We start from the raw sequence: 12,052 nt of genomic DNA, 5'->3' as shown, positions 1-12,052 counted from the left end.
GTTTCCCGTTTTTAAAGGGTCATAAACTTACATCGGGAACATAAAAGGGACAAAAAACAATTGGATATGAGCGGTGTCATTTGCCGATAGGGAGGTTCCTTGCTATCATAAGAAGAGATGATCAAAAAGGAGAGGTCCCAGTTGAATATGGATTTTAATTTATTTATGAATGATGTCGTGCGTCAAGCCCGCCAGGAAATCACGGCCGCCGGGTATACAGAGCTGAAAACCGCTGAGGAAGTGGACGAAGCGCTTTCGAAAAAAGGAACGACACTCGTCATGGTCAACTCTGTGTGCGGATGCGCAGGCGGTATTGCACGGCCTGCCGCGTACCATTCCGTACATTACGATAAACGCCCGGATCAGCTTGTGACGGTATTTGCCGGACAGGATAAAGAAGCGACAGCCAAAGCAAGAGAATACTTTGAAGGCTATCCGCCGTCCTCTCCGTCATTTGCCATTTTAAAAGACGGGAAAATCATGAAAATGGTGGAACGCCATGAAATTGAAGGCCATGAGCCGATGGCCGTCGTCACAAAACTGCAGGAAGCATTTGAAGAATATTGTGAAGAAGTATAAGTGAAAGAAAAACCCCGGAGCCAAGCGCTTGCGGGGTTTTTTTATATGGCATCTGTATAAATATAAATATTTATACATCGGCGTTCAGCTGTCACTAACCTGAAAAACAATGACTATAATAAACACAGAAAGGAAAATATATTTTTCAAAAATAGTATTGCATCACAATTAAAAAGTGTTTAAAATACAAGTTAACGAATAAATATTCAAATTTAAGAGATCAGTAGATATGGGGGAAATGAATCATGAAGAAATGGCTGTTGGTATTAGCTGCCGCATGTATCACCTTTGCGCTGTCCGCTTGCGGATCAGGCAATTCAGGCTCAGAGGGCGGAAAGAACAAGCTGATTATGGGTACATCGGCTGACTATAAACCATTTGAATATAAAGACGGCGATCAGATCACCGGGTTTGACGTTGATCTGGCAAAAGCTCTGGGCAAAAAGACTGGCTATGACGTTGAGGTGCAGGACATGGACTTCAACAGCCTGATTACAGCCTTGAAGTCCAAGCAGGTAGATATGATTTTATCTGGAATGACACCTACACCGGAACGGAAAAAGCAAGTTGATTTTTCTGATATTTATTATACTGCTAACAATATGATCGTTACGAAAAAGGGAAGCAGCATGAAATCCCTGAATGATCTGAAAGGCAAAACCGTCGGTGTTCAGCTCGGCTCCATTCAAGAGGAAAAAGGCAAGAAGCTCGCTTCGAAATACGGTTTTCAGCTCGAAGACCGCAACCGGATCTCAGACTTAACCGAAGAGATCAAATCCGGGCGTTTTGATGCCGCGATTATCGAAGACATCGTAGCACAAGGCTATTTCAGTTCAAATCAAGATCTGCAGGGCTTTGCGTCAGCAGATGCGAAATCAGACGAATCGGGCTCCGCGATTGCGTTCCGCAAAGACAGTGATCTGACAGCGAAGTTCAACAAAGCGCTGAAAGAAATGGAGAAAAACGGAGAAATCGAAAAACTGAAGAAAAAATGGTTCACCAACGAGAAATAAAAGAAAGCTCAACTTTTCGTTGAGCTTTTTATCTTGAATAAAGACAAAGGAGATCACACGTATGAATTTGGATTTCTCAGCAACAATCCCCCAAATTCCTTTTATATTGGAAGGCCTTGCGGTCACATTGAAAATTGTGCTCGTTTCGGCGGTCATCGGTCTTGTATTAGGCATCGTGCTCAGCTTATTTAAAATCAGCACGATCAGTCCGCTGAAATGGATTGCGGATTTTTATACTTCGATATTCCGCGGCACGCCGCTCGTGCTGCAGCTGATGATCATCTATTTCGGTATGCCGCAGCTCCTCGGCTTTCAGATCGATCAATTTTGGGCGGCGGTCACCGCATTATCGCTCAATTCAGCCGCTTACGTCTCTGAAATTATCAGAGCGGGAATCAACGCAATTGACAAAGGACAAAAAGAGGCTGCCGTCGCTCTCGGCGTGCCGTACGGAAAAATGATGAAAGATCTGCTGCTGCCGCAGGCGTTTAAAAACATTTCTCCGGCTATTATTAACGAATTAATCACCTTAACGAAAGAATCGGCGATCGTCACAGTTATCGGTCTTGGCGACATTATGAGACGGGCCTACCAGTCCGGCGCCGCAACATACAACTATTTAGAACCTCTTATTGTGGCGGGCTTAATCTATTACGTGCTCGTTTTGATCTTAGCATTCATCGGAAAAGGCGTAGAAAGGAAGCTGAAAGCCAATGATTAAGGTCGACAACCTGTCAAAATCATTCGGGAAACATGAAGTACTGAAAAACATTTCAACACAGATCGAAGAAGGGGAAGTCGTCGCTGTCATCGGCCCTTCCGGTTCCGGCAAATCAACGTTTCTGCGCTGCTTAAATCTGCTCGAAACCCCGAGCGGCGGAACGATTGCCATTAAAGAAAATGAAATTACCGCAGCTAAAACGAATAAACTGAAAGTGCGGGAAAATATCGGCATGGTATTTCAGCATTTTCATTTGTTTCCTCATAAAACGGTGCTTGAAAATATCACATACGCGCCGGTCAGCGTGAAGAAAGAGTCTAAAAACGAGGCGGAGGAAAAGGCGTGCGCCCTCCTTGAAAAAGTCGGACTGCTTGACAAACGGAACGACTATCCGAACCGTTTGTCAGGCGGACAGAAGCAGCGGGTCGCCATCGCGCGTGCGCTTGCCATGAATCCTGACATCATGCTGTTTGATGAACCGACCTCGGCTCTTGACCCGGAAATGGTCAAAGAAGTTCTTGAGGTGATGAAAGAGCTCGCGCAGACGGGCATGACGATGGTTATCGTAACGCACGAAATGGGATTTGCCAAAGAAGTGGCAGACCGCGTATTATTCATGGATGAAGGGACGATCGTGGAAGACGGGCAGCCGGAAGAATTTTTTCTTTCTCCGAAGTCAAAAAGAGCACAGGACTTTTTAGAAAAAATATTATAAAATATAACTGTAAGAAAAGAAGAAGAATGCTCTTCTTCTTTTTTTTGAGAAAGAAACAAACAGAATGGAGCAAGCAATGTTTAAAATCGGTTACCGCACACTAAAGACCGCACTTGGAACGGCGCTGGCCATTTATTTAGCCCAGCTGTTGCATCTGCAAAACTTCGCATCCGCAGGAATCATCACCATATTGTGCATTCAGATTACGCAAAAGCGGTCGCTTCAGGCCTCGTGGGCCCGATTTGCCGCCTGTTTATTGGCGATCGTCTTCTCATATGTCTTTTTCGGGCTGATCGGCTATTATCCGTTTGCGATCGGAATATTGCTGGTGCTGTTCATTCCGACTACAGTCGTTTTAAAAATAAACGAAGGAATTGTCACCAGCTCAGTAATCATTCTTCATTTATATATGTCCGGCGGCATTACGATGGCGTTTATCTGGAATGAGTTCCAGCTGATCACCGTAGGTATCGGCGTCGCGCTGTTAATGAATCTGTATATGCCGAGCCTCGACAGAAAACTCGCGGCATACCGGAAAAAAATTGAGGACAACTTTTCCGTCATCTTCGCCGAAATCGAACGGTATTTGTTAACTGGTGAGCAAGATTGGTCGGGGAAGGAAATACCGGAGACGCATCAGATGATTCAAGAGGCGAAAAACCTCGCCTATCGGGACGTGCAGAATCATATTTTGCGCCATGAAAATCTTTACTATCATTATTTTAAGATGAGACAGAAACAATTTGAAATCATTGAACGGCTGCTGCCGAAGATTACCTCTATTTCAATAACGGTGGAGCAGGGCAAAATAATCGCCCATTTCATCCATGAATTAAGGGAAGCCATTCATCCCGGCAATACCGCTCATAAATTTTTAAAAAGACTTGCAGAAATGAGAACGGAATTTGAAGAAATGCCGCTCCCGGCAACGCGCGAGGAGTTTGAAGCGCGGGCGGCTTTGTTCCATCTCCTCGGTGAGATGGAACAATATCTCGTGATTAAAAGTTATTTCAAAGGCATCAAGCTGTAAAAAACATATGGATCAATCGCATGAGTCCTCCTTTCATTGGTCATTCTAATGAAAAAAGGAGGGGAGCCCATGCGATTTTTTTTATTGTCAGCCGCCCTGCTGATGTCTCCGCTTTGGCCGCTTGGCGCAAACCCTTTGCCGGGTGACCCTTATATTATCGTCAATAAAGCCACAAATGCGCTTGCTGTTGTGAAGGATAACCGAATACAAGGCATTTATCAGGTGGCGACGGGAAAAACGGATGATTTGACGCCTGAAGGAGAATTTACGGTAACGGTCAAAGCCGTCAATCCGTATTACCGGAAGAAAAATGTAGAGGGAGGCGCGCCGGAAAACCCGCTCGGCGTCCGCTGGATCGGCTTTGACGCGAAAGGAACCGACGGCAGGATATACGGCATTCACGGAACAAACAGAGAAGAGCTGATCGGGGGGTTTGTGTCAAACGGCTGCATCCGTATGAAAAACCGGGATGTCATCCGTATTTTCCGGATTATCCCTCCCGGAACGAAAGTATTGATTACAAAAGAAAACCGCTCATTCGAGGACATTGCAATAGAGCGGAAAGCCCTCATAAAAAAGCAGGAAACCCCCTTGCAATGAGGCGCCTGCTTTTTTACCGCAAATACATCATAATGCCTGAGAGGAGGGTTGAAAGTATAAATACGCCCAAAATGACGATGACGGCGCTTTTCATAAATTTTTGAGACATTGTTTCACTCCTTAAGATTACTGTCTATCATTTTAACGTGTTTTGCTTGTATGAACAAGCCATATCCTATGGCGGAAAGCAGGTGGCCGCGCTATGAAAAAACTTGATCATGTCGGCATTGCCGTCAGCTCTATTGAAGCTGCGAGAGGATTTTACGAACGGATGCTCGGGCTTACGTATATGGGAGACGAGCTAGTAAGCGGCCAAAATGTGAGAGTTGCTTTTTTAGAAGCGGGAGGCACAAAGCTTGAGCTGATTGAGCCGCTGTCGGACGCGTCTCCCGTCAGCTCTTTTTTACAGATAAGAGGTGAAGGACTGCATCATTTGGCATTCCGCTGCGCCGATATGAAGGAAACGATCAAGGAGCTTGAAGCATGCCGCATGACTTTGATCCATCATGAACCGCAAAACGGAGCGGGCGGGAAGAAGATCGCATTTCTCTCTCCAAAAGAGGCGAACGGGGTCCTGATTGAGCTTTGTGAAACAATTGAAAAAGGAGAAACTCAAGATGAGCATGAGTGATCATATCAGACACTTAAACGAAAGACGTTCCTTTTTAACAAACGGCGGCGGAGCGGAAAAAAATGAAAAACAGCACAAAAAAGGCAAGCTGACGGCAAGAGAAAGAATTGACTATTTATTGGACGAAGACAGTTTTTCAGAGCTGCAGCCGTTTGCCAAAAGCTGCATGCCCGGATGCCAGAATGCTCCGGGAGACGGCGTTGTTACCGGATACGGCACAATTGACGGACGGCCCGTGTATTTGTTTGCCCATGACTTTACCGTACTCGGCGGGACGCTCGGCGAGACACATGCGGAAAAAATCGCGGCGGTAATGGATCTGGCGGCGAAAAATAAAACTCCGATCATCGGGCTGAACGACTCAGGTGGTGCGAGAATTCAAGAGGGTGTGGTATCATTAAATGGATACGGTCATATCTTTAGGCGCAACGTCCTTTACTCGGGAGTGATTCCGCAAATCTCTGTCATCCTTGGGCCGTGTGCCGGCGGTGCTGTTTATTCACCCGCATTGACGGATTTTGTGATTATGGCGGAACATACGTCGCACATGTTTATTACAGGCCCGAAAGTCATTGAACAGGTTACGGGTGAACAGATTGACGCGGAAAGTTTAGGCGGTGCGGGTATACATAATGTGATAAGCGGAAATGCCCACTATTCCGCACGAACGGAAAAAGAGGCTCTTTCCGCTGTGAAAACCCTGCTTTCTTATCTCCCGCACGGCGGACAGACGGCATCACCCGTTAAAAAGGAAGACGCCAGACCGTTATTAAACACCCTCGTTCCCGCGGACAGTTCGAAACCTTACGATGTGTTACAGGTAATAAAAGAGCTGGCGGATGACGGAACGTTTTTTGACATTCAGCCGTATTTTGCCAAAAACATTGCTGTCGGTTTTCTGAAACTCGGACGGCGTACAGTCGGTGTTGTCGCAAACCAGCCGAAACACTTGGCGGGGAGCCTCACGATTGATGCCGCTGACAAAGCGTCGAGATTCATCCGTTTTTGCGACGCGTTTCATATTCCGCTATTGACGATCGCTGATGTTCCGGGATTTCTTCCGGGCTTTCAGCAGGAACATGCGGGAATCATCCGTCACGGAGCAAAATTGCTGTATGCTTTTGCCGAAGCGACGGTGCCGAAAGTGACGCTCATCATCAGAAAAGCTTACGGAGGCGCCTATGTCGCCATGAATTCGAAAGGGCTCGGGGCAGATCTTGTATTCGCCTGGCCCAATGCGGAAATCGCCGTGATGGGAGCGGAAGGCGCGGCGTCGATTTTATACAGCAGAGACATACAGGCTTCTGACGACCCGGAGAAAACGAAGCGCGAAAAAAAAGCCATATACGAAAAGGAAAACGCCGGTCCGTATAAAGCGGCGGCCTGCGGAATGGTGGATGATATCATCCGGCCGGAAGACTCGAGGAAAAAATTGATTCAGGCATTTGACATGCTTGCGCATAAGGAAGAGGAAAGACCGAAAAAAAAGCACGGTAATATACCGCTTTAAACGGAGGGAACTGAAAATGGTAAACGAAAAACGTCTGCTTGAAGAATTTCTTGAACTCGTTCAAATTGATTCAGAGACAAAACATGAAGCGGAAATCAGCAAGGTGCTCAAACAAAAATTCACTGATTTAGGATTGAGCGTAAAAGAAGATGATACAAAAGAAGTGACGGGGCATGGAGCCGGCAACTTAATCTGTACGTTAAAGGGCACAAAAGATGCGGATACGATTTATTTCACATCGCACATGGACACGGTTGTCCCGGGCAAAGGCGTTAAGCCGATTGTGGAAGACGGCTATGTAAAATCCGACGGCACGACGATTCTCGGCGCTGATGATAAGACGGGACTTGCCGCAATGTTTGAAGCCATTAAAGTGCTGAAAGAACAAAACATCGAGCACGGCACCATTGAATTCATTATCACGGCCGGAGAAGAATCGGGATTAGTCGGGGCAAAAGCAATGGATCGTTCAGACATTACCGCGAAATACGGTTTTGCGCTTGATTCAGACGGAAAAGTCGGCAACATTATTGTAGCCGCACCGACACAAGCGAAAGTGAGAGCAACCATTTTCGGGAAAACGGCTCATGCGGGGGTAGAACCGGAAAAAGGCATCTCCGCGATTACAATCGCATCAAAAGCAATCTCTAAAATGCCGCTCGGCCGTATTGATAAAGAAACAACGGCTAATATCGGACGTTTCGAAGGCGGCACGCAAACCAATATCGTCTGCGACCAGGTTGATATTCTGGCTGAAGCGCGTTCATTAGTGCCTGAAAAAATGGAAGCGCAAGTGCAGAAAATGAAAGAAGCTTTCGAATCTGCTGCAGCTGAGATGGGAGGCCGCGCGGAAGTGGACATCGCGGTCATGTATCCGGGTTTCAAATATCAGGACGGCGATCAGGTTGTGGAAGTCGCGAAAAAAGCGGCGGCAAAAATCGGCCGGCCGAGCGAACTTCAGACAAGCGGCGGCGGAAGTGACGCAAACGTCATTGCCGGCCACGGCATTCCGACAGTCAACCTGTCAGTAGGCTATGAACAAATCCATACGAAAAATGAAAAAATGCCGATTGAAGAGCTCGTCAAAACGGCGGAAATGGTCGTTGCCATTATCGAAACAGCAGCCAACTAAAAACGAAGCACCCAGTTGATTGGGTGCTTTTTTCATTCTTCATGATAATTGGCTTAAAGCCTTGCATATACAAGAAAAAACCCTGCCGGATAGGTTCCGGCAGGGTTTCAGTATTATGATTTGGCGGGCTCCGCCTGAGCCGCAGCTTGTTTCTTTTTATGATGCGTCTGCTGTAAAAGTACATTCTGCACTGTCAAAAACAGTCCGCTTGTAAACCAGTAAAGCGGCAGCGCAGCCGGTACGTTAAGTGAAAAAACGGTCATCATGACAGGGAAAATAAAGACCATGATTTTTGCTGACTGCATCGCGGCCGGATTTTGAGCAGCCGGTGAATATTTCTCGTTTAATTTTTGGGAAATATAAGCCTGTAAGAAATACATGGCCCCCGCGCACAGTGATACAAGAATATCAGAATGCCCTAAGCTGAACCACAGAAATGAGTGTGAAGCGATTTCCGGCGTTGAGCGGATGGCATAATAAAAACCGATCAAAATCGGGAATTGCACCAGCATCGGAAGACATCCCATTGCCATCGGATTCAGATTGTGCTCACGGTAAAGCTTCATCATTTCCATTTGCAGTTCTTTTTGTTTCTCCGCATCTTTCGTTTGTTTCATTTTAGCCTGAATGCTGTCGACCTGCGGTTTGATCACAGCCATTTTTTCCTGGAACACCCGCTGTTTCTTAAATTGGTTCACAAACAAAGGCAATACAACGATCCGGACGATAATCGTCACCAGAATAATCGACAATCCGTACTCACCGTGGAACAGGCCCGCCACACCTTTTAAAAGTGCCGAAAACGGATCGATCAGGTAATCGTGGAAAAACCCGATATTCCCGAGGCCTCCCGTCTGAGTCTGAGATGTCGCTGCAAAAGCCGAGCGGCCTGTGCACAGTACGATAAAAAACAATCCGAATGCAATCCATTTTTGATATGTTTTAGACAATTATGTCTCCTCCTTTTTATCTTCACTTGCCGTTATAAAAGGAGGAAGCTGACATCTTCATCATCATTCGCCGGTGAATTCATGCGGATGACTTTACGTATCCAAGTTGTAATGCGATGATATATAATAATAAGAAAGTCTGTTCGGTTCAGCTGAACGACTGCTTGATGTTCATCTATTCGTTTCGTTCTCCAATGCTCGCCTGCGCGGCGCTCACGCAAAAGAAAAGCGATGCCGATCGCGGTCAGAGCGGGAAGAATAATTGTGAAAAAATCGACTAAAAATAAAAAGTCATTCATTGACTCAAGAATCATTTTATCACATCCATTCAGCTCTTATTTTACTACATATATATAAGGTTGTCTATGAAAGGAAAGGAGGCGCCGGGAGTGGCCGGAAAAGGGAGAATTATATTTCATATCGATATGAACAGTTTTTATGCCTCCGTAGAAATGGCGTATGATCCGTCTTTAAGAGGAAAACCTATCGCCGTTGCCGGAAACGTGAAGGAACGGAAAGGAATCATCGTCACCTGCAGCTATGAAGCGAGAGCGCGGGGCGTAAAGACCACCATGCCGGTGTGGCGGGCAAAACGTCTCTGTCCGGAACTCATCGTCGTGCCTCCGAATTTTGACCGCTATCGGAGTTCGTCAAAAGAAATGTTCAGCATTCTGAGGGAGTATACGGATTTAGTCGAGCCTGTTTCTATTGATGAAGGATACATGGATATTACGGACACACCGCACAGCCACAGGGCGTATGAGACAGCCGAAGACATTCAGGCGAGACTGCAAAAAGAGCTTTTGCTTCCGTCAAGCATCGGCATCGCCCCGAATAAATTTCTCGCTAAAATGGCTTCTGACATGAAAAAACCGCTCGGCATCACCATTTTAAGAAAAAGAGAGCTGCCGGACGTATTATGGCCTCTTCCGATTGAAGAGATGCACGGTATAGGAACGAAAACTGCGGAAAAAATAAAAACGCTCGGCATCAAAACGATCGGTGATTTGGCAAAAGGAGATGAACATGCGCTGAAAACGCTTCTCGGCATAAACGGCCCGAGGCTGAAGGATAAAGCGAACGGCATCCATCCTGCAGAAGTCAATCCCGAGCGGATATATGAATTTAAAAGCGTCGGCAACTCATCCACCCTGTCGCATGATTCGGCTGACTGGGATGAATTAACGGGCGTGTTTGACCGGCTCGCGCTGTCTGTGAGCGAACGGCTCCAGCGTAAGGAGGTCATGGCCTGCCGGCTGTTCATCATGATTCGGTATGCGGATTGGAAAACGGTCACAAGAAGCATGACCCTCAGCAATCCGGCTGATCAGAAAAAAGACATCATGGAAGCGGCGATGGAACTGTTTGACAAGCACTGGAACCAAAATCCGGTAAGGCTTCTCGGCATCACCGGAACGGAACTGGTTGAAAAACAGCAGGCATATAAACAGCTTGATCTGTTTTCATTCAAGGAGGACGCAAAGGATGAGCCGATTTTTCAGATGATGAACGAGCTGAATGAAAAATACGGCCAAAACTTGATCAGAAAAGGCGCCGTTATAAAAAAAGAAGAAAGCAAAACAAGGGGAACGAGCTTTAACAGAGACTTTTTTCAGGATGAAAAGAAAAGGTGAATAACTTGAAAAAAGGGGTTATGTATGATAATTTCTTTAGTATAAATATCATTTTATTTTAATTTAAATTTTAAAATGGTTAAACGTTTGAAGAAGGGACGTTAGAATATGTCAAAACAACAAATCGGAGTTATCGGTCTTGCGGTAATGGGTAAAAATCTGGCTCTTAACATCGAAAGCCGGGGATTTTCTGTGTCTGTATACAACAGATCAAGCAGCAAAACGGAAGAGTTTTTAGAAGAGGCAAAAGGCAAAAATGTTGTCGGTACATACAGCATTGAGGAGTTTGTCCAGTCTCTTGAAACACCCCGTAAAATTTTATTAATGGTTAAAGCGGGAACTGCAACGGATGCGACGATTCAATCTCTTCTTCCTCATCTGGAAAAAGACGATATTTTGATTGACGGCGGAAATACATACTATAAAGATACACAGCGCCGGAACAAAGAGCTTGCCGAAAGCGGCATTCACTTTATCGGAACGGGTGTATCAGGCGGTGAAGAGGGAGCGCTGAAAGGGCCTTCTATTATGCCGGGCGGCCAAAAGGAAGCGCACGAACTCGTGAAACCGATTCTAGAAGCCATTTCTGCTAAAGTGGACGGAGAAGCTTGTACGACATACATCGGCCCGGACGGAGCGGGGCACTATGTAAAAATGGTGCACAACGGTATCGAATACGGTGACATGCAGCTGATCTCTGAGTCATATTTCATTTTGAAACAGGTGCTCGGATTGTCTGCCGAAGAGCTTCACGAAGTATTCGCTGAGTGGAACAAAGGAGAGCTTGACAGCTATCTGATCGAAATCACGGCTGACATTTTCACTAAAAAAGATGAAGAAACGGGCAAACCGCTTGTTGACGTGATCCTTGATAAAGCAGGCCAAAAAGGAACGGGTAAGTGGACAAGCCAAAGCGCTCTTGACTTAGGCGTGCCGCTTCCGATTATCACTGAATCTGTTTTTGCGCGTTTCATTTCCGCAATGAAAGAAGAGCGTGTGAAAGCAAGCAGCCTTCTGTCCGGGCCAGACGTTAAGCCGGTCACTGAAAATAAAGAAGAGCTGATTGAAGCGGTCAGAAAAGCGCTCTTCATGAGTAAAATCTGTTCTTACGCACAAGGCTTCGCCCAAATGAAAGCCGCGTCTGAAGAATATAACTGGGATCTGAAATACGGTGAAATCGCGATGATTTTCCGCGGCGGCTGTATCATCCGCGCGGCGTTCCTGCAAAAGATCAAAGACGCATATGACCGTGAACCGGAGCTTGACAACCTGCTGTTAGACAGCTACTTCAAAAACATTGCAGAAAGCTACCAAGGCGCCCTTCGCCAAGTGATTTCACTTGCCGTAGCCCAAGGCGTGCCGGTACCTTCGTTCTCAAGCGCACTTGCGTATTACGACAGCTACCGTACGGCAGTGCTTCCTGCAAACTTGATTCAAGCGCAGCGTGATTACTTCGGCGCGCATACGTATGAACGCACAGATAAAGAAGGCATTTTCCATACTGAATGGATGAAGTAATGAAGAAGCCCCCGCAGTT

General features: G+C 46.3%; 14 protein-coding genes. 11 read left to right on the top strand and 3 right to left on the bottom strand.

Annotation, left to right across the window (positions count from 1 at the left end; genetic code table 11):
* Positions 1–141 precede the first annotated feature (141 nt).
* The 6 genes from brxB to ACKTRM_RS11340 all read left to right on the top strand — a co-directional run bounded on the left by brxB (position 142) and on the right by ACKTRM_RS11340 (position 4,658).
* Complete coding sequence (gene brxB / locus ACKTRM_RS11365; RefSeq protein WP_003153223.1) at positions 142–579, top strand: bacilliredoxin BrxB; 438 nt, start codon at positions 142–144, stop codon at positions 577–579.
* A gap of 245 nt (positions 580–824) precedes the next feature.
* The gene (locus ACKTRM_RS11360) at positions 825–1,592 is read left to right on the top strand and encodes a transporter substrate-binding domain-containing protein (protein WP_007408386.1); all 768 of its coding nucleotides are present in this window, start codon (positions 825–827) and stop codon (positions 1,590–1,592) included.
* Between the two features lie 61 nt (positions 1,593–1,653).
* Entirely contained in the window at positions 1,654–2,313 is a 660-nt protein-coding gene (locus tag ACKTRM_RS11355; RefSeq protein ID WP_003153227.1) for an amino acid ABC transporter permease, read from the top strand.
* Positions 2,306–3,028: an amino acid ABC transporter ATP-binding protein gene (locus ACKTRM_RS11350; RefSeq protein WP_012117941.1), complete on the top strand. Its 723-nt coding sequence runs from the start codon at positions 2,306–2,308 to the stop codon at positions 3,026–3,028. The genes ACKTRM_RS11355 and ACKTRM_RS11350 overlap by 8 nt, the downstream gene beginning before the upstream one ends.
* Positions 3,029–3,104: 76 nt before the next feature.
* A complete protein-coding gene (locus ACKTRM_RS11345; RefSeq protein WP_007408388.1) occupies positions 3,105–4,058 on the top strand; it encodes an aromatic acid exporter family protein in 954 nt (317 codons plus the stop codon).
* Positions 4,059–4,127: 69 nt separating this feature from the next.
* Entirely contained in the window at positions 4,128–4,658 is a 531-nt protein-coding gene (locus ACKTRM_RS11340; RefSeq protein ID WP_012117940.1) for a L,D-transpeptidase, read from the top strand.
* Between the two features lie 13 nt (positions 4,659–4,671).
* On the opposite strand, the gene prli42 is transcribed toward ACKTRM_RS11340, so the two are convergent.
* On the bottom strand, positions 4,672–4,767 hold the full coding sequence (gene prli42, locus ACKTRM_RS11335) for a stressosome-associated protein Prli42 (protein WP_007408390.1): 96 nt from the start codon (positions 4,765–4,767) through the stop codon (positions 4,672–4,674).
* 93 nt (positions 4,768–4,860) lie between these two features.
* Here prli42 and mce point away from each other — a divergent pair, with 93 nt between their 5' ends.
* Genes mce through ACKTRM_RS11320 form a run of 3 tightly spaced genes read left to right on the top strand, consistent with a single transcriptional unit; the run spans position 4,861 to position 7,931 of the window.
* Positions 4,861–5,289: a methylmalonyl-CoA epimerase gene (mce, locus tag ACKTRM_RS11330; RefSeq protein ID WP_012117939.1), complete on the top strand. Its 429-nt coding sequence runs from the start codon at positions 4,861–4,863 to the stop codon at positions 5,287–5,289.
* On the top strand, positions 5,276–6,799 hold the full coding sequence (locus ACKTRM_RS11325) for an acyl-CoA carboxylase subunit beta (protein ID WP_012117938.1): 1,524 nt from the start codon (positions 5,276–5,278) through the stop codon (positions 6,797–6,799). The genes mce and ACKTRM_RS11325 overlap by 14 nt, the downstream gene beginning before the upstream one ends.
* A gap of 16 nt (positions 6,800–6,815) precedes the next feature.
* Positions 6,816–7,931: a tripeptidase T gene (locus tag ACKTRM_RS11320; protein ID WP_003153237.1), complete on the top strand. Its 1,116-nt coding sequence runs from the start codon at positions 6,816–6,818 to the stop codon at positions 7,929–7,931.
* 113 nt (positions 7,932–8,044) lie between these two features.
* On the opposite strand, the gene ACKTRM_RS11315 is transcribed toward ACKTRM_RS11320, so the two are convergent.
* Positions 8,045–8,881 carry a membrane protein insertase YidC gene (locus ACKTRM_RS11315; RefSeq protein WP_012117937.1) on the bottom strand — a complete coding sequence of 279 codons (837 nt, stop codon included), beginning with the start codon at positions 8,879–8,881 and terminating at the stop codon, positions 8,045–8,047.
* Between the two features lie 32 nt (positions 8,882–8,913).
* Positions 8,914–9,195 (bottom strand): hypothetical protein, encoded by a 282-nt coding sequence (locus tag ACKTRM_RS11310; protein ID WP_003153239.1) that lies wholly within the window; start codon positions 9,193–9,195, stop codon positions 8,914–8,916.
* Between the two features lie 75 nt (positions 9,196–9,270).
* On the opposite strand from ACKTRM_RS11310, the gene ACKTRM_RS11305 reads away from it, so the two are divergent.
* On the top strand, positions 9,271–10,515 hold the full coding sequence (locus tag ACKTRM_RS11305) for a DNA polymerase IV (protein WP_012117936.1): 1,245 nt from the start codon (positions 9,271–9,273) through the stop codon (positions 10,513–10,515).
* Between the two features lie 108 nt (positions 10,516–10,623).
* Positions 10,624–12,033: an NADP-dependent phosphogluconate dehydrogenase gene (gndA, locus tag ACKTRM_RS11300; protein ID WP_007408395.1), complete on the top strand. Its 1,410-nt coding sequence runs from the start codon at positions 10,624–10,626 to the stop codon at positions 12,031–12,033.
* Positions 12,034–12,052 lie beyond the last annotated feature (19 nt).

This window comes from Bacillus sp. D7-8, assembly GCF_052055895.1.
In the GTDB taxonomy this organism is placed as follows: Bacteria; Bacillota; Bacilli; order Bacillales; family Bacillaceae; genus Bacillus; species Bacillus velezensis.
Note: the sequence above shows the minus strand (reverse complement) of the source record. Positions and strands in the feature narration are given on the sequence as shown.